Raw genomic sequence first — 16,026 nt, forward strand, 5'->3', positions numbered from 1 at the left:
GTAGAGGCGTTGGTCTCTGGGCATTCGGTCACCCCCACGGGGCCTCTCTTCAGTCGTCTACGCAGCGGCACGGCTGGACGCAGAAGCACACGCCACAGACGATGTCCGTCGGGCGCAGCGTGTACGGGTCGGGTTTCGGGGTGCACTCGTCGTGGACCCACCCGTAATCGGGGTCGTTCCGGATCATGTCGCCCGCGTGGATACGGTTCCCGCACCCGGCGGGGCACATGCCGGCTTCGAACCTCGCGGGGATGGCCATCACAGTTGATCCTCAATCTGGCGGATGGTGTCGGCGTCGAGCCGGCGGAGGCCGAGCGCACCCTTGAACGGGATCGGCTCAGCGAGGGGGCGCGGGTTTGCGAGGACGAGATGCTGATACCAGCCCTCGGGCGCCGGGCCCATCGCCCACGGTGAGCAGTGGTGGCGGCATCCGTGCGGGTGTTCGTCGCAGTTGTTGTCCATACGCCCACACCCACCGATGACGGAGGCGCTGTGCACGTCGACTAGGTCAACAACGCCGATGATCCGGCCGCGATCTGACCATGACGAGTCGAACGTCTTCGGCTGCGGCCTGCGTGCCCGGTACCAGGCGGCATGTTTCATCCAGAGCGACTCAGGTGCGTTCTCGGCGTCAGCGCGCGCGACGTGGATCGCGACGGGCCCGCGGTAGTCCCCGGCAATGTTGCGGACGCGGTTCTCGACGTTCTTCCCACCGTGGATGATCGCCCATGCCCAGGGTTGACGGATGGTGATGATCCGCATCAGGTCTCCGTGTCGTGGTTGTCGCGGACGGTCCCGCCGATGTTGGTGGCGTACCGGTTCGCTTCGGTTTCATCGTTCGTGCGGAGGCCTGCTTCGCCACGGCTGGAGAGGACCGTGTACCGTTCGGTGGTCACCATCGGAACTGTCCTTCCATCTCGACCTGTCTGAGCCATTCGAACCAGTCCGGCCCGTACACGGCGTGCATCATCCCGTGAGCGTCGTCGATCGCCAGTGGGATGCGTTCGTCGCCTTTCAGCGCGTACCAGGTGGACTCCGCGGCGTACCAGACGGGCACCATTTCGTTGTCGGCCCAGAACGGCACCTTCACGCCGTAGACCTTCGCGCGTAGCTGCAGGTCGGGTTCCGCTTCGATGCGCCCGTTGATGAGCGAGTCGAGCCACACGATGTTCGCGGGGGCGTGCTTGTCGGGACGCCACCCGGCGCCACCCTTCCGGTGTTGCGGAACGATCCGCGGGCCCCGGTACCCGGTGAGGGTGCAGGCCCGCGGATCGCGGTTGTCAATGACGACGAGGGTGGCTTTGGGGGTGGGCCGGCTCACGTTGTCTTCGTCTTGCGGGGGGTCGGGAGGATGCCGAGGTTGCGGAGCGCGCGGGAGCGGGCGATCGTGTCGGCGCTCTCGAGTGGTGCGGAGGCGATCACTTCGTTGCGGTCTCGGGTGGAGCCCTGTGCGTAGGCGGTCGCGTCGGCGTCGCCGCTGCCCTTCACCTTCCATGCGGAGGCTCGGACAACGTAGGTCACGTTCCCGTCAGCGTGCTCGATGATTCGCTCGAGCGTCGCGTCGAAGTGGCCCTGCTTGTGCACGGTGCGGAACTTCTTGAACCGGTCTTCGGCTCTGATGATGTCCTCGTCCGCGATCTCCCGGGTGGCTCGGGATTCAGCTTTCCGGAGTTTCGAGGGCGCGGTGTCCTCGGGGATGTTCGGGGCGGTCATGATGCAACTCCGTATCTGTCGGTGAAGTCGTAGATGCGGCGCATGGGCGCCTGTGTGATCTGGATGCCGGATCCGCGGCCGGGCCACAGGTCCACTTCGCGGCAGGCGCGGAGCTTCGCTCGGGCTGCGCGTGCTTCGACGAGTCCCATCTCGATCTCGTCGTTGGAGAGCCGGAACACGGCCGCGAAAAACGGGGGTTCCTTCTCGACGGCGATGAAGAGCATCGGCGGACGCTCCCCCGTCACGAGCTCGAACGTGTCGAGGTAGTGAGCGTGGGAGACGTCGTACTTGTAGTCCGCGACGGCTTTCGAGAAGCCCGCAACGGTGGCGTGCCCGGCCATCGTCTTGAGGTCCGCCGCCCAGGCATGGTCGTCGCGGAGCCGGTCGAACCTGCACCGCATGTCGATGCCTGTCTCCGGGTCGGTCGCGAACACTGAAACCTCGGAGGATCCGCCTTCGAGAATCTTCGCGGCGTCCGGGTTCGACAGGACGCTCTCGGCCATCTCACGGACGGTGACGAGTTCCTTGGTGAGCATCGGGATCAGCCCAGCTGCGTACGCCGCGTCACGTGCTTCTCGGGCATCCTTCGACCGGTAGTCGTCGAAGTTCAGTTCCTCGATGCCCCAGCCCGTGCCGAGGACTTTCGCGTGCACTGCGGACCCGAGGTCGAAAGCCGGTTTGTGTGGCTGCGGGTGGTCCAGGTTGTACCGGTAACGGGCGGGGCAATCGAGCAGCCACTTCACCTGAGTGCTGCTCAGCGCCTCGTCAGAGTGATAGGCCAACTCCTCAAGCCCGTGGATGATCCCTCGCATCTCGGTCGCGGGCTCAACCATCAGCGGGCTCCCCCTCTCCGACAGGCACCCACAGGATGCGGACCGGCGTGTACGTGGTCACCTGGTCCTCGGAGAGGTCGTAGCGGCCGCCCCAGATGGTGCGCCACCGGTAGGTCTGCGCGTCGGTCCGGATGAACACGCGCCCGACCATGTCGCGCGCAATCGTGCCGACGGGGAAGTCGGCCATGTCCTCGCGCGCGGTGATCTCGGGTTCCGGGTGCTTCGCCGTCATGTCCTGCACGGCGCCCGACAGCTCCCGCGAAAGGTCGCCGAGGATGCGGCAGGTCTCTCGCAACGATGCGATCTCAGCGTCGCGAGGGTCGGGTTCCGGCTGCTTCCGGGCCGTGGCCGCTTCGAGAGCATTGCTCAGCCGCCGCAGAAGGTTCGCCGTGTACATCGGGTCGTTGGTCGTCGTGAGAGCGTGCGGGCCGTGCGACGCGACACTGCTCAGCATCATCCGGACCTCGAAGATGAGGCGCTTCGCGTCGCGTTCGTCGTCTCGTGCTTCCTGCCCGGGCATCAGTCGCTCCCGCCCGTCATCTCGGCGATCCGACGTGCGACGTCCTCGGCGGTGTCTCCGACCGTGGCGAGCACTACGGCCGCGTGCGGTGCGACCATCCCGATCTCGGTGATCGGGTCGATGCTGGTGTGATCGGCGGGGTCCAGTGCCCGGACGGTGACCGTCTCGCCGTACTTCGCGTACAGCGAGGTCAGCCACTCGTCGGCATCCTCGCGGGAGGCGATCGGCGGGATCGGTTCCGATGTGAGGTCAGGGTGCTGCTCGCGGAGGCTCGGCTCACACTCCCGGGATGCGCGGGGCAGCTGGTGGGTCATGAGGCTGTCGCCGGTCATGAAGTCGCAGAGGTCGTAGACCGCTTCCATGTGGCGCAGCGCGACGAGTGTGCCAGTGGCGACGCTGATGACGTCGCCGATGTGGAAGTCGCGGGTGCGTGCGTCTGTCGTGGGCATTGCTTCGTGTTCGTTCATCGCGTGGTCTCGCTGTCGTTGAGTGCCCACAGGTGGGATGGGTTACCGAGGTCGGATTCGCCGAGCTCGTCGAGTCGCACGAACGCGTTGAAGCGGGCGCTGACTCTCTTCGACTTGCCGGCGCCTTCGTTGAGGACGGTGCGGACCCGTTCGCGGGAGCAGTAGTAGCCGAACTCGGTGCGCATGCGGGTCCAGATCGCGTCGGCGGTGAGCGGTCTCCCTGCGGATTCGAGTGCCCGTTCGATGAACAGCTTCACGGGGAGCTTCGACGTGGCGTTGTCGGCCGCGGTGTGGCTGGTGAGGGGGTCGGAGCGTCTGACGTCAGCGCTGCCGGGGTACACGGTGGGAGGGTTCATGTTCTCGCCTTCGTCTGTTCGGGCCGCGGATGCGCGGCCCACATCTCGGGCCGTGTCCACAGGATGGTCGTGATGCGGGTGTGGCCGTCGTCTGACTGTTGAGCGGCGACGGCGATGCGGTCGCCTTCCCAGATCCAGGAGGCGTGCTCGTCGGACCATCGGGTCCGGACGGGACAGGTGAGCGCCATCGTCATCTCGAGGAATGTGACCGCGGCTTGCGTTTGCATGAGGCGGAGGCGTTCCTGGGCGTGCTGTGTCGCGCTCGTCCGGGCCAGGTCGACCGTCGGGGCGCCGACTACTTTCGGGGCGCGTAGGGCCCGGTCAGGGCGCCCGTAGCGGGCTTGCAGTGATCTGAGCAGGTCGAGCGCTGCGGGGAACTGGATACGTTCCTCCACGAAGCGTTGCGCGCCGTCGGGGAACCAGTACGACGTCCCGTTGCGGTCACGCTCCCCTCGCGCTCCGAGCTTGCGGAGTTCCTTGCCGAGCCATCTCGCGGCGTTCTTCTGCCCCTTCACCGGGACACCGCACCGATCAGGACCGCGACGAGCGCGAGATCGATGATGAGCAGCGCGCCGGTCACGACGGATAGGGCTGACAACTGGTCAGGGCTGGGGAGGATGTCGACCGGTCCGGTGTTCGGGACACGGTCGACGGGGACGGGAGCAAACTCGGTCATGCGGGGGTGTCCTTCCGGGCAAGCGAAAGAGCGGCCTGCACCGAGGGGGAATCGGTGCAGCCCGCTGGTCAGAGGGGGCGGTTAGCGGTGCAGCATCTCAGTGCCTACCGAGGTGGGAACCGGGTAGAGGGTGCCGTCGGAACGCCGCCACCTGCGGCGGAACATCACGAGAAGGCGGAGGTCCGAGATGTTCTGGCGGTAGTAGACGAAAGCTTCGTCGAGCGCTTCCTTGTTGATGCCGTCATCCCAGTAGTTGGCGTCGAGCTGCAGCGCTCGACGGGTGAATGCGAGACAGTGTTCGCAATTCAGGTACGAGTAGCGCTGGCCGTCGAAGACGTTGTGCTGCCTCAGGTACGTCTCGCCGACGCCGATGACCCGCCCGCAGGTGCTGCAGCGGTGCTCCTTCCTGGCCTTTGGGGAGGATGAATGCAGAACCATGACCATCTCGTTCTCCTTCTCTGTCCGTTGGTTGGTGCCGACTTGGGGACTGGTGGATTGCCCATCACGCCCGTCCTTGTGTCAGCACCTGTGCGCTTCGTGGAGTCGAACCACGACGTGGACCGTCAGCGCAGCGCTTTCACTCACCCGGCCCCGTGGGACTCGTCCGGTGGTCCATCAGCGCAAGTTGTTGAGGTGTCACCTGCCCGACCGCTCGTCCGAAGATCCATCCCACGTAGTGGTTCATCTCCCGGCGGTTCGTTCGGCAGGTCCGTGACCTCGAATCCCTTCAACCCCAACCAGGACGCCCCCCACGTACTACGCGGGCGCCGCGGCAGCATGATGCTTCCGGGGTTCACTACCGCTCGCAGTCCTCATAGCCGGGAGTTGTGGGTCCTAGGCTGTCCCGGCTTCCCCAATGGGGGTTCCGGGCTGTTACTCCTGCGAGTGCTGTTCAATTGGGTCCCGCGCGCCAGGAGGCGCGACGAGTAGCGCCACCCACGCCGGCGAAAGCGTGGGAGGCCGAGCGAGTGCGACTACTCGAGCTCTGGGGGGATGGTGGGGAGAGCCGGTTCGGGTTCGCCGATGACTTCCCCGTCGACGTCGGTGACGTAGGGGCTGTGGCCCGCGAGCGGGGTGCGGGAGTATCCGACGGTGTGGTCGACGATGATCAGGCCGTCACGGCACTCGACGAACACACCCGCTGCATGGACGTCGCTGGTGTGGTGGACGTAGAGCCGCTCACCGCGGCTGACCGTCGCGACGTCACGCATCGATCCCACCTCGCTCGTATCCGAGGCTGTGGGCGCGAGCGTTCATCTGCGCCTGGTGCGCATCCCACTCATCCCAGCCGCGCTCGTGCATGTCCATCGACGTGATCGCGTCGGGGTGATCCTCGGGGATCATCGGCGCGAGGACGTAGGCGCGGATCACCATGATGATCAGGAAGACGACACCGGCGATCATCAGCCAGGTGTGGACGCCGGAGCCGGCGAACTGAGTCCAGGACATCAGCGGGTCCCCCGCCTCTGCGAGCGAGCGGGCTGGGCCCAGGGGTCGACGGGGAGCGTCTGCTCAACCTCGTCGGTCGGGTTCCGGGCGGCGATCTTGTCGCCGAACGCCGCGGACTCCATCAGGTCGTATGCGGTCATGCCGAGGAATCTGGCGACCTGGCCCAGTTCCTTCATCGTGAATGGCGTGTCCCCGCGAAGTCTGCTGTACGCGGTGGGGGCGGTGACGCCAATGACGGGGGCGATCGCTGCGCGAGCCTTGCCCTGTCGGCTGATCTCTGCGCAGACGGCCGCCGCGACGCTCTCGGTGGTGGTGTCTCTGCCCGTATCCGTGGTCATGACTCCAGTATGCCCGTATTTACGGTCACGTCAAGTGCAGTGACCATAATTGCGGATATCGCCGCTAAGCTGAGGGCCATGGGACGCAAGGGAACCTCTGATCCAGACGCATTTGCGAACGAGCTCGGGGCCTACTTCAAGCACGTGATCGCCACTCAGACCAGCGCTGTTGACGGACGTTGGCTCGCGGAGGCATCGGGTGGCGCACGTGGCCGCGAGTACTGGAGGAAGCGCCTCGCCGGCACCGACGCGCTCACCACGAACGACATCGACATCCTCGCGAAGATCTTCGACGTCTCCCCCTTCGACTTCGTGCGCTGGGCGCGCTTGTACGCAGAGGGGAAGCCGACGCCGGAGCTCAGTGTCGGACCCCACGCTGAGGATTACGAGATCAGCGAAGACCCCGGCGAGTACGGACTGGCAGCAAAGAAGCGGCCGAACCCCGGGGACTGAACGTCAGGGGGCGTATGAGGCAACTGATTGCCAGGGCAGCACAGCAAGGACTACGAGTCCACGGCGCCCATCTCGACGACGACAAGATCGGGGCGTACGCGCCAGGACTGCGTCGCATCTACTTCGACCTGTCGCTCTCGTACGCCGAGCGACGATCGGTCATCGCGCACGAACTCGGCCATCACCACTACGGGCACCTGTGCGACTCGACGGGCAACGAGGACCAGGCCGACGCCTATGCCGCCGCGTTGCTCATCGAACCCGAGTGGTACGCCGAGCTCGAGCGGATCAACCACGATGCCGAGTGGATCGCGGAGGAGATGAACGTTGCCCCGTGGGTCATCCTCGACTTCCGCCGCTACTGGCTCAGGCGGTACGGGAACGTCACCTACTCGCGGCCACGGCTCGGCGCGAATCAGTGGGATCACCGCGCGGTCGTGTAGGCAGGCCTACATTCAGGGGTAAAATCGACCCATCTGGACCTACATTCGAGCAGAACGGCGGTCCAGGTGATCACCAGCAAGAACCGCGTGATTCCGCGGCAGGATCGGTCAGAGCGAGTTCCGGGAGTTACTGTTTCAAGTCCCGTTACTCACCCCATATCTTCTCCGCGTGAGGCGTGGTCATGATCGATATGGATGCTGAGGCATTCGAGGATCTGGTCGCGTCCGAGCTCGAGGCTCTGCCGTCCGAGATGACGGCAGGCCTCGACAACGTCGTTTTCGTCGTCGACGATCGTCCGGAAGACGGCAGCCTCGATCTCTTCGGCCTCTACGACGGGCTGGCTCTGACGGAGCGCGACCGGTACGGACTCGGTGAGCTCCCCGACCGGATCATCCTCTACCGGGAACCTCATCTGCACGCGTGCGACGATGAGGATCACCTGCGCGACGAGGTCCACACGACGCTCGTGCATGAGATCGCACACTTCTACGGCATCGACGATCAGCGTCTGCACGAACTCGGATGGGCATGATGAGCACGATCTCCCCCCTGGAGGACGTCCGCCTCGATGAGGCGGTCATCTCTTCGCGGCCGTGGCAGACGGTCGTATGGAACGATCCGGTCAACCTGATGAGTTACGTCGAGCACGTCTTCCGCGAGTACTTCGGGCATTCCCGCGAACGGGCCCACGCCCTGATGCTGGCCGTGCACCACGATGGTCACGCGATCGTCGCCGAGGGTGCGCGCGAGCAGATGGAACTCCACACCCAGGCGATGCACGACTACGGTCTGTGGGCGACCGTGCAAGAAGCGGGATCATGAGCGGGTCCGGCGTCACGATGTCGATCTCCCTCCTCGAAGTCGCGCATCTCACCGATTTGATCGAGCAGTTCGTCGAGTTGCTCTCCACCGGGAGCACCAGCGACCCCGCGGTCGCGCGTCTGGTGCCCGATGCATATCGGGGCGACCCGGAAGCGGCGCAGGAGTTCCGAGGACTCACGCAGGACGATCTGCTCACCCGGCGCAGCGAGGATGCGCGCATCGTGCTCGCGAGCCTCCTCCACGACGGGGAACCCGTCCGGATCGGCACCCTGGACCGTGTCGAGGCCGAGCGCGAACTCGTCGTCCGCGTCGAGGGCGCCACGACCAATGCGTGGCTGCGGACACTCGCTGCGCTGCGGCTCGTGATGGCTGAGCGGCTCGGCGTGACGGACGAATCCGACGACAGATCCGACGACGCCCGGTACGGCGTCTACGAATGGCTCGCCTATCGCCTGGAAGGCCTGGTACAGGCTCTCGACTCGTGAGATCGGGCGCCGACGTACCGACGAGGTCGATCGCTCAGGGCAGGTCGATCACCCAAGGCTGGTCGATCGCTCAGGGCAGGTCGATCGCTCAGGGCAGGTCGATCACGATGTCCGCGAGCTGCCGGGGGGCGTGCCGCGCGATGTGGGCGTCCTCTTGGCGCGCCCACCGTTCCCAATGCGGCAGATACGTGTCGCCGTCGCGGCGGAGTGCCCGGTCGCGGCGGGATGCGGCGGGCGCATCGAGCCACACGGAGACGTCGGCGGCATCCGCGGTCGACGGGCTCAGGCTTCCCGCTCCCTCGACGACGAGGACCTCCCCGGGGACGATGGTCCTCTCTCCGGCGGCATCGTCCGCGTCCCAGTCCCATGCGCGCCAGCGGCCAGGCCGTCCGGCGCGGACGTCCGCGAGCAGTGTCGCCAGAACGGCCGTCGCCTCAGCGAGGCCGTCCCACCCCGGATAGATGTCGTCGAGCATGAGGAGCGACGCTGACCTCGTGCGCGCCACCAGCTCGCGCGCGAGCGACGTCTTGCCGGCACCGGACCGGCCGTCGATCACGATGACCGTGAGCTCGCCCCTGACGGCGGGGGCGGCGGCGAGGATGTCGTCCGCGGCCTGCGCCAGCGACCGTGCGAGCGGCGAGGCGTCAGCGCTTGAGCGCACGGATGACGCGGCTGAGCGCGCGTCCCGCGACCCAGACGAACGGGATGCCGACGGCGATCAGCGACACGAGGTTCGGTTCGAACCGCAGATCGTCGCCCTTCCGAACGTAAGCGCCGACGGGAATCGCCGCACCACCGCCTCCCCCGCCGGCGCCGCCTGCCGTGTCCTCGCCGGCACCGAAGCCCGACCAGGTGAGAGCGACCGGGATGAGGCGGATGCCGCTGACATCCTGCTGCTCTCCGTAGACGCTGGTGACGCCGAGCGATGCGAACTGCTTGCCGAGTTCAAGGGGGAGGTTGGCCATGTCCTCACGGTAGCCCGTCTCACGGACGGGCGCAGTCCTCAATCCGGTGCCGGGCGCGGATTGGTCGGCAGTGCGTTCACGTCGCGGCGCGGCCCGAGGGTGCTCGCCCGGGTGACGGCGCCGCCGCCGAACCGTGATCGGGCATCGTCCAGCGCGGCGTCGACCCGCCGCCACTCGGCGTCGTCGTCCCAGAGTGCGAGCCCGCCGATCCCGTCGCCGGTGAGCTTCTCGGCCCGGACCCCGATCAGTCGTACCGGCTGCGAGAGGTCGATTTTCGCGAACATCTCGAGGGCGACGTCCCCGATCCGCTGGCCGACGTTCGTCGGCTCGGGGACAGTCGTCGACCGCGAGATCGTCGTGAAGTCGGCGTATCGGACTTTCAGAGCGATCGTGCGGGACTCGAACCCGCCCGCTCGCAGGCGGCTCGCGACCCTGTCCGAGAGCCGGCGCAGTTCGCTGCGGAGCACCCCCGGATCGACGACGTCGACGAGGAAGGTCTCCTCGTGCCCGATGCTCTTCTCGGTGCGCGTCGTCTCCACTTCACGCGGGTCCTCGCCGCGCGCGAGCTGAGCGATCCGCGCGCCCATCGCGGGCCCGAGAGCACGGTCGAGCACGGCAGCGGGCGTGTGCAGGATGTCCGCGACGGAACGGATGCCCCGCGCCTCGAGGGCCTCGGCCGCCTTCGGGCCGACGCCCCACAGCGCTCTGACGGGTCGCTCGGCGAGGAAGCGCCCCGTGTCGGCTTCGCTGACGATGAGGAGCCCGTCGGGTTTGGAGATCGTGGAGGCGATCTTGGCGACATGCTTCGTGGCGGCGACTCCCACGCTGCAGGCGAGACCCGTCTCCGCGAGCACCCGCGCCCGCAGCATCCGTGCGATCTGTCCGGGGCTCCCCCAGAGCCGGCGCGCGCCGCTGACGTCGAGGAAGGCCTCGTCGATTGACAGCGGTTCCACCAGAGGCGTCACGTCGCGGAAGATCTGCATGATCTGCTTCGAGAGGGCCGAGTAGCGATCGAAGTGGGGCACCACGACGATCGCCTGGGGGCAGAGCTGGAGCGCCCGTGAGACAGCCATCGCCGAGCGGACGCCGAAGCGACGTGCCTCGTACGAGGCGCTCGAGACGACGCCCCTCCCCTCCATCCCACCGACGATCAGCGGTTTGCCTGCGAGAGACGGATCGTCGAGCACCTCGACCGACGCGTAGAACGCGTCCATGTCGACATGCAGGATGCGGGTCCCCGAGTCGTCCGCATCGTCGGGCGAGACGATGCGGCCGGTGCCATCTCCGCGTCCCATACCTTCATTCTCCCCGATGCCTCCGACACACGGAGGATGCCGGGGGCTCCGCGTCGCGGCATCCCCCGGCATCCGGTCGGGCTCGGTGATCGATCAGTCCGGCGGCCGGCACCGGCCGCCGGGTGTCAGACCTGTCCGGCGCGTTCGAGGATCAGTTCGCGAACGCGCGCGGCGTCGGCCTGACCCTTCATCGCCTTCATGACGGCGCCGATGACGGCCCCGGCCGCCTGGACCTTGCCATCCTTGATCTTGGCGAGGACGTCCGGCTGTGACACCAGCGCCTCGTCGATCGCCGCGATCAGCGCGCCGTCGTCGGACACGACGGCGAGACCGCGGGCGTCGACGACCTCCTGCGGCGTCCCCTCACCGGCGATGACGCCCTCGAGCACCTGCCGCGCGAGTTTGTCGTTCAGGGTGCCGGCGTCGACGAGGAGCTGCAGCGCAGCGACCGAGGACGGCTCGATCAGCGCTGCAGGCTCGGCGCTTCGCGCGTTGGCGAGCCTGCTGATCTCACCCGTCCACCACTTACGTGCCGACGCCGGGCTCGCACCCGCCGCGATCGTCGCCTCGACCTCGCCGAGCAGACCGCCGTTGGCGACGTCCTGGAACTCCAGGTCGGTGAAGCCCCAGTCGGCCTTGAGGCGGCGACGGTAGATCGCGGGCGCTTCGGGAAGGGCCGCGCGCAGCTCTTCGATCAGTTCCTCGGACGGCTCGACGGGCAGCAGGTCGGGCTCCGGGAAGTAGCGGTAGTCGTCGGCATCCGACTTGGGGCGGCCGGGCGAAGTCCGACCGGTGTCCTCATGCCAGTGGCGCGTCTCCTGGATGATCGTCCCGCCTCCGGCGAGGATCGCCGCCTGACGCTGGATCTCGTACCGGACGGCACGCTCGACCGAGCGCATCGAGTTGACGTTCTTCGTCTCGGTGCGGGTGCCGAGCTTCTCCTGGCCGCGAGGGCGCAGGGAGACGTTCGCATCGCAGCGGAGGTTACCGCGCTCCATGCGGGCCTCCGAGATTCCGAGTCCACGCACGATGTCGCGGATCGTCGCGACGTAGGCCTTCGCGACCTCGGGTGCGCGGTGCTCCGTTCCGAAGATCGGCTTCGTGACGATCTCGACGAGGGGCACACCGGCGCGGTTGTAGTCCACGAGCGAGTATTCCGCGCCCTGGATCCGACCCGTCGAGCCGCCCATGTGGGTGAGCTTGCCGGCATCCTCTTCCATGTGGGCCCGCTCGATCGGGATCTCGATGACGTCGCCGCCTTCGAGCTCGATCTCGACACGACCCTCGAAGGCGATGGGCTCGTCGTACTGGGAGATCTGGTAGTTCTTGCCGAGATCGGGGTAGAAGTAGTTCTTCCGTGCGAATCGGCTCGAGGGCGCGATCGAGCACTCCAGCGCGAGGCCCAGGCTGATCGAGTAGCGCACGGCGGTCTCGTTGACCACCGGCAGCGAGCCCGGCAGACCCATGTCCACCGGCGCGACCAGGGTGTTCGGAGCCGCATCGTGGTTGGAGGCGTGAGCGGGGTTGCCGGCCGCGGAGAACATCTTGGTCTCCGTGTTCAGCTCGACGTGGACTTCGAAGCCGAGCACCGGCTCGAACAGCTCGAGAGCCTTGTCGAAGTCCATGAGTGCGTCCTTGGCCATCAGCGTGTTCCTCCGAGGATCGGGGCGCGGTCGAGCAGCGGGGCGCCCCAGCTGTCGACGAGCAGGGCTTCGAGTGCCGCGCCGACGCGGTAGAGCCGGGCGTCTTCGCGCGCCGGAGCGAGGAACTGGATGCCGACGGGCAAGCCGTCCTCGGCGGCGAGACCTGAGGGGATCGAGATCCCCGGCACACCCGCGAGGTTGGCGGGGATCGTCGTCACGTCGTTCAGGTACATCTGGAGCGGGTCGTCGATCTTCTCGCCGATGCGGAACGCCGTGGTCGGCGCCGACGGCGTCGCGATGACGTCGACCTCGGCGAAGGCCGCGTCGAAGTCGCGCTGGATCAGGGTTCGGACCTTCTGCGCACTGCCGTAGTAGGCGTCGTAGTAGCCCGCCGACAGCGCGTAGGTGCCGAGGATCACGCGTCGCTTGACCTCGTCGCCGAAGCCGGCCTCACGGGTTGCGGCCATGACATCCTCCACCGTGCCGCCCGGCACGTCGACGCGGAGGCCGAAGCGCACCGAATCGAACTTCGCCAGGTTGCTCGATGCTTCCGCCGGCAGGATCAGGTAGTACGCGGCCACGCCGTACTCGAAGTGAGGGGCGCTGACGTCGACTATCTCGGCGCCGGCCGCGGCCATCGCGGCGAGCGAGGCCCGGAACGACTCCGACACGCCCTTCTGGAATCCCGTGTCGTCGAGCTCGCGGATGACGCCGACCTTCAGGCCCGTGAGCACCTCTCCTGTCGCGCCCTCGCGGGCGGCGGCGGCGAACGAGGGCCATGCGTCGGTCAGGGAGGTGGCGTCGTGCGGGTCGTGTCCGCCGATCACGTCATGCAGGAGCGCCGAGTCGAGCACGGTGCGCGAGACGGGACCGACCTGATCGAGGCTCGATGCCAGCGCGATGGCGCCGTAGCGGCTCACGCCGCCGTAGGTGGGCTTCATGCCGACCGTGCCGGTGACGTGCGCGGGCTGGCGGATCGATCCGCCGGTGTCGGACCCGAGCGCCAGCGGCGCCTCGAAAGCGGCCACCGCGGCAGCCGAGCCACCACCGGATCCGCCGGGGATGCGATCGAGATCCCACGGGTTGCGGGTGGGGCCGTAGGCCGAGTGCTCAGTCGACGACCCCATCGCGAACTCGTCCATGTTCGTCTTGCCCAGCGGTACGAGGCCGGCCGCACGGGCGCGTGCCACGACGGTCGCGTCGTAGGGCGACATGTAGCCCTCGAGGATCTTCGACCCGCTCGTGGAGGGCATGTCGGTCGTGACGAGAACGTCCTTGATGGCCAGCGGGATGCCGGCGAGTTCGCCGAGCTCCTCGCCCGCGCTGCGCCGCCGGTCGATGTCCGCGGCGACGTCGAGGGCGTGGTCCGAGACGTGGAGGAACGCGTGCACATCGCCGTCGACGGCGCCGATCCGGTCCAGGTGCGCCTGCGTCGTCTCGACGCTCGACACCTCGCCGGCGCGGAGCTTCTGGGAGAGCTCGGCGGCGGTCAGCCTGAGAAGGTCGCTCACTGCTCCTCCCCCAGGATCGCCGTCACGCGGAAGCGCCCGTCGGCGGCGTCCGGAGCGTTCCGGAGCACATCCTCGGTCGACAGCATGCCGCCCGGGACGTCGGGGCGGAACACATTGCGGAGCGGGATCGGGTGGCTGGTGGCGGGCACCTCCGGGGTGGCCACCTCCGACACCTTCGCGATGTTGTCGACGATGGCGTCGAGCTGGCCCGTGAGCCGCTCGACCTCCTCGTCGTTCAACTGGATCCGGGCGAGCACGCCGAGATGGCGCACGAGATCGGGGCTGATTTCAGACACCCGCACAGTCTAGTTCGCCCTCTTCGCTCCCCCGGTTCGCCCACCTAGTGTGGAGACGTGACCGAATCGTCCCCCTCCGCCCGGCCATGGCTCTCGTCCTACGCTCCGGGCGTCCCGCTCGAACTGCCTCCCGTCTCGGGATCGCTGCTCGACCTCCTCGAGGAGTCGGCCCGGGACTACCCTCAGTCCGTCGCGCTGCAGTTCTTCGGCCGAGAGACCAGCTACCGCGATCTCGATGAGTCGGTGCGGCGCGCTGCCGCAGGGCTCCACGCCCTCGGCGTGAAGCGGGGCGATCGGGTGGCGATCGTGCTTCCGAACTGCCCCCAGCACATCGTGGCCTTCTACGCCGTCCTCCGCCTGGGCGCCGTCGTCGTCGAGCACAACCCGCTGTACACCCCGCGCGAGCTGCGCACCCAGTTCCAGGACCACGGCGCACGCCACGCGATCGTCTGGAGCAAGGTCGCCGCGACCGTGCAGGAGTTCCCCGCCGACCTCCGTGTCGACGCTCTCGTCTCCGTCGACATCACCCGCGCGATGCCGTGGCATACCCGCCTCGCCCTGAAGCTCCCGATCGCCAAGGCGAAGGAAGGGCGGGCCGCTCTGACGACCGCCGTCCGCGGCGCGCACTCGTGGGACGATCTCGTGCGCGCGGCACCGCTCGCGGCATCCCACCCCCGCCCCGCCACCGACGACCTCGCCGTTCTGCAGTACACGTCGGGGACGACGGGCACGCCCAAGGGGGCGATGCTCAGCCACCGCAACCTGCTCGCCAACGCCCGGCAGAGCCAGGCCTTCATCCCGGCCGTCCAACGCGGCGAGGGCTGCGTCTTCTACGCGGTGCTCCCCATGTTCCACGCGTACGGCCTCACGCTGTGCCTCACCTTCGCGATGTCGATGGGCGCACGGCTCGTGTTGTTCCCGCGTTTCGACGCCGACATGGTGATCGATGCGATCGCGAAGCACCCGCCGACCGTGTTGCCGCTGGTGCCGCCGATCGCCGAGAGGCTGCTCGCCCGTGCGAACGAGCGCGGAGCGTCGCTCCGGGGCATCACGATCGGCGTGTCGGGAGCGATGGCGCTCTCGCCGCAGCTGGTGGAGCCGTTCGAAGCCGCGACCGGCGGGTACCTCATCGAGGGTTACGGGCTCAGCGAATGCTCTCCGGTCCTGATGGTCAATCCGCCCGCCGACAACCGGAAGCCGGGCACGATCGGCATCCCCATCCCCGGCACCGACGCTCGCGTCGTCGACCCGGAGGACATCACGCGCGAGAGGGCGCCCGGTGAACCCGGTGAGCTGCTCGTGAAGGGACCGCAGGTGTTCTCGGGGTATTACGGCAAGCCCGAGGAGACCGAGAAGGTCCTGACCGACGGATGGTTCCGCACGGGCGACATCGTCGAACGCGACGACGACGGCTTCTTCCGCGTCGTCGACCGCATCAAGGAGCTCATCGTCACCGGCGGCTTCAACGTCGCCCCCACAGAGGTCGAGGCCACGCTCCGACAGCACCCGCAGGTGGCGGACGCCGCGGTGGTCGGGGTGCCCGATGCCCACTCCGGCGAGCTGGTCGTGGCAGCGATCGTCGCCGCCCCCGGCGTGACCGAGCTCGACGTCGACGACATCCGCGCCTTCGCCCGGACGCGGCTGACCCCCTACAAGGTCCCGCGCCGGATCGTTCCGGTCGAGGAGCTTCCCCGCTCACTCATCGGCAAGGTTCTGCGGCGCGAGGTGCGCGAACGCCTCCTCGCCGAGGACAGCTGAGG

26 protein-coding genes are annotated in these 16,026 nt (G+C 67.7%); 6 read left to right on the top strand and 20 right to left on the bottom strand.

Features of this window, described 5'->3' with window-relative positions:
* Positions 1-258: 258 nt before the first annotated feature.
* The 14 genes from ACJJV7_RS07855 to ACJJV7_RS07920 form a co-directional block, all read right to left on the bottom strand.
* The gene (locus ACJJV7_RS07855; RefSeq protein ID WP_405375918.1) at positions 259-762 is read right to left on the bottom strand and encodes a hypothetical protein; all 504 of its coding nucleotides are present in this window, start codon (positions 760-762) and stop codon (positions 259-261) included.
* The gene (locus tag ACJJV7_RS07860) at positions 762-899 is read right to left on the bottom strand and encodes a hypothetical protein (RefSeq protein WP_405375916.1); all 138 of its coding nucleotides are present in this window, start codon (positions 897-899) and stop codon (positions 762-764) included. The genes ACJJV7_RS07855 and ACJJV7_RS07860 overlap by 1 nt, the downstream gene beginning before the upstream one ends.
* Positions 893-1,321 (bottom strand): hypothetical protein, encoded by a 429-nt coding sequence (locus ACJJV7_RS07865; RefSeq protein WP_405375915.1) that lies wholly within the window; start codon positions 1,319-1,321, stop codon positions 893-895. The genes ACJJV7_RS07860 and ACJJV7_RS07865 overlap by 7 nt, the downstream gene beginning before the upstream one ends.
* Complete coding sequence (locus ACJJV7_RS07870; RefSeq protein WP_405375914.1) at positions 1,318-1,713, bottom strand: hypothetical protein; 396 nt, start codon at positions 1,711-1,713, stop codon at positions 1,318-1,320. Before ACJJV7_RS07870 ends, ACJJV7_RS07865 begins: the two co-directional genes overlap by 4 nt.
* The gene (locus ACJJV7_RS07875) at positions 1,710-2,546 is read right to left on the bottom strand and encodes a PD-(D/E)XK nuclease-like domain-containing protein (protein ID WP_405375912.1); all 837 of its coding nucleotides are present in this window, start codon (positions 2,544-2,546) and stop codon (positions 1,710-1,712) included. Before ACJJV7_RS07875 ends, ACJJV7_RS07870 begins: the two co-directional genes overlap by 4 nt.
* Complete coding sequence (locus tag ACJJV7_RS07880; RefSeq protein ID WP_405375910.1) at positions 2,539-3,066, bottom strand: hypothetical protein; 528 nt, start codon at positions 3,064-3,066, stop codon at positions 2,539-2,541. Before ACJJV7_RS07880 ends, ACJJV7_RS07875 begins: the two co-directional genes overlap by 8 nt.
* Positions 3,066-3,515, bottom strand: coding sequence for a hypothetical protein (locus ACJJV7_RS07885; RefSeq protein ID WP_405375908.1), 450 nt, complete (start codon positions 3,513-3,515; stop codon positions 3,066-3,068). The genes ACJJV7_RS07880 and ACJJV7_RS07885 overlap by 1 nt, the downstream gene beginning before the upstream one ends.
* A 14-nt stretch (positions 3,516-3,529) precedes the next feature.
* Positions 3,530-3,889 carry a hypothetical protein gene (locus ACJJV7_RS07890; protein WP_405375906.1) on the bottom strand — a complete coding sequence of 120 codons (360 nt, stop codon included), beginning with the start codon at positions 3,887-3,889 and terminating at the stop codon, positions 3,530-3,532.
* Positions 3,886-4,404 (bottom strand): hypothetical protein, encoded by a 519-nt coding sequence (locus ACJJV7_RS07895; protein ID WP_405375904.1) that lies wholly within the window; start codon positions 4,402-4,404, stop codon positions 3,886-3,888. Before ACJJV7_RS07895 ends, ACJJV7_RS07890 begins: the two co-directional genes overlap by 4 nt.
* Positions 4,401-4,565 carry a hypothetical protein gene (locus ACJJV7_RS07900; RefSeq protein WP_405375902.1) on the bottom strand — a complete coding sequence of 55 codons (165 nt, stop codon included), beginning with the start codon at positions 4,563-4,565 and terminating at the stop codon, positions 4,401-4,403. The genes ACJJV7_RS07895 and ACJJV7_RS07900 overlap by 4 nt, the downstream gene beginning before the upstream one ends.
* Before the next feature lie 81 nt (positions 4,566-4,646).
* The gene (locus ACJJV7_RS07905) at positions 4,647-5,003 is read right to left on the bottom strand and encodes a hypothetical protein (RefSeq protein WP_405375901.1); all 357 of its coding nucleotides are present in this window, start codon (positions 5,001-5,003) and stop codon (positions 4,647-4,649) included.
* 536 nt (positions 5,004-5,539) lie between these two features.
* Positions 5,540-5,776, bottom strand: a complete 237-nt coding sequence (locus ACJJV7_RS07910) for a hypothetical protein (RefSeq protein WP_405375899.1) — start codon at positions 5,774-5,776, stop codon at positions 5,540-5,542.
* Positions 5,769-6,014, bottom strand: coding sequence for a hypothetical protein (locus ACJJV7_RS07915; protein WP_405375897.1), 246 nt, complete (start codon positions 6,012-6,014; stop codon positions 5,769-5,771). The genes ACJJV7_RS07910 and ACJJV7_RS07915 overlap by 8 nt, the downstream gene beginning before the upstream one ends.
* Positions 6,014-6,352, bottom strand: coding sequence for a hypothetical protein (locus tag ACJJV7_RS07920; RefSeq protein ID WP_405375895.1), 339 nt, complete (start codon positions 6,350-6,352; stop codon positions 6,014-6,016). The genes ACJJV7_RS07915 and ACJJV7_RS07920 overlap by 1 nt, the downstream gene beginning before the upstream one ends.
* Positions 6,353-6,430: 78 nt before the next feature.
* On the opposite strand from ACJJV7_RS07920, the gene ACJJV7_RS07925 reads away from it, so the two are divergent.
* The 5 genes from ACJJV7_RS07925 to ACJJV7_RS07945 all read left to right on the top strand — a co-directional run bounded on the left by ACJJV7_RS07925 (position 6,431) and on the right by ACJJV7_RS07945 (position 8,556).
* Positions 6,431-6,805 (top strand): hypothetical protein, encoded by a 375-nt coding sequence (locus ACJJV7_RS07925; RefSeq protein WP_405375893.1) that lies wholly within the window; start codon positions 6,431-6,433, stop codon positions 6,803-6,805.
* A gap of 14 nt (positions 6,806-6,819) precedes the next feature.
* Positions 6,820-7,248, top strand: coding sequence for an ImmA/IrrE family metallo-endopeptidase (locus tag ACJJV7_RS07930; RefSeq protein WP_405375892.1), 429 nt, complete (start codon positions 6,820-6,822; stop codon positions 7,246-7,248).
* A gap of 182 nt (positions 7,249-7,430) precedes the next feature.
* Complete coding sequence (locus ACJJV7_RS07935; protein WP_405375890.1) at positions 7,431-7,781, top strand: metallopeptidase family protein; 351 nt, start codon at positions 7,431-7,433, stop codon at positions 7,779-7,781.
* Entirely contained in the window at positions 7,772-8,071 is a 300-nt protein-coding gene (gene clpS, locus ACJJV7_RS07940) for an ATP-dependent Clp protease adapter ClpS (protein WP_405375889.1), read from the top strand. Before ACJJV7_RS07935 ends, clpS begins: the two co-directional genes overlap by 10 nt.
* Positions 8,068-8,556: a DUF2017 family protein gene (locus ACJJV7_RS07945; protein WP_405375887.1), complete on the top strand. Its 489-nt coding sequence runs from the start codon at positions 8,068-8,070 to the stop codon at positions 8,554-8,556. Before clpS ends, ACJJV7_RS07945 begins: the two co-directional genes overlap by 4 nt.
* Before the next feature lie 88 nt (positions 8,557-8,644).
* Here ACJJV7_RS07945 and ACJJV7_RS07950 read toward each other — a convergent pair whose 3' ends face one another.
* The 6 genes from ACJJV7_RS07950 to gatC form a co-directional block, all read right to left on the bottom strand.
* A complete protein-coding gene (locus ACJJV7_RS07950) occupies positions 8,645-9,217 on the bottom strand; it encodes a hypothetical protein (protein ID WP_405375885.1) in 573 nt (190 codons plus the stop codon).
* Positions 9,201-9,521, bottom strand: coding sequence for a hypothetical protein (locus tag ACJJV7_RS07955; RefSeq protein ID WP_405375883.1), 321 nt, complete (start codon positions 9,519-9,521; stop codon positions 9,201-9,203). Before ACJJV7_RS07955 ends, ACJJV7_RS07950 begins: the two co-directional genes overlap by 17 nt.
* A 38-nt stretch (positions 9,522-9,559) precedes the next feature.
* Complete coding sequence (locus tag ACJJV7_RS07960; RefSeq protein WP_405375882.1) at positions 9,560-10,816, bottom strand: DNA polymerase IV; 1,257 nt, start codon at positions 10,814-10,816, stop codon at positions 9,560-9,562.
* 125 nt (positions 10,817-10,941) lie between these two features.
* Positions 10,942-12,459 carry an Asp-tRNA(Asn)/Glu-tRNA(Gln) amidotransferase subunit GatB gene (gene gatB / locus ACJJV7_RS07965; RefSeq protein WP_405375880.1) on the bottom strand — a complete coding sequence of 506 codons (1,518 nt, stop codon included), beginning with the start codon at positions 12,457-12,459 and terminating at the stop codon, positions 10,942-10,944.
* Positions 12,459-13,970, bottom strand: a complete 1,512-nt coding sequence (gatA, locus tag ACJJV7_RS07970) for an Asp-tRNA(Asn)/Glu-tRNA(Gln) amidotransferase subunit GatA (protein WP_405375878.1) — start codon at positions 13,968-13,970, stop codon at positions 12,459-12,461. The genes gatB and gatA overlap by 1 nt, the downstream gene beginning before the upstream one ends.
* Entirely contained in the window at positions 13,967-14,266 is a 300-nt protein-coding gene (gene gatC, locus ACJJV7_RS07975; RefSeq protein ID WP_405375876.1) for an Asp-tRNA(Asn)/Glu-tRNA(Gln) amidotransferase subunit GatC, read from the bottom strand. The genes gatA and gatC overlap by 4 nt, the downstream gene beginning before the upstream one ends.
* A gap of 57 nt (positions 14,267-14,323) precedes the next feature.
* Between gatC and ACJJV7_RS07980 the strand changes: the two genes are divergently transcribed.
* Complete coding sequence (locus tag ACJJV7_RS07980) at positions 14,324-16,024, top strand: long-chain-fatty-acid--CoA ligase (RefSeq protein ID WP_405375874.1); 1,701 nt, start codon at positions 14,324-14,326, stop codon at positions 16,022-16,024.
* The last annotated feature ends 2 nt before the right edge of the window (positions 16,025-16,026 follow it).

Origin of the sequence: Microbacterium sp. Ld4, assembly GCF_045066555.1 — a bacterium.
In the GTDB taxonomy this organism is placed as follows: Bacteria; Actinomycetota; Actinomycetes; order Actinomycetales; family Microbacteriaceae; genus Microbacterium.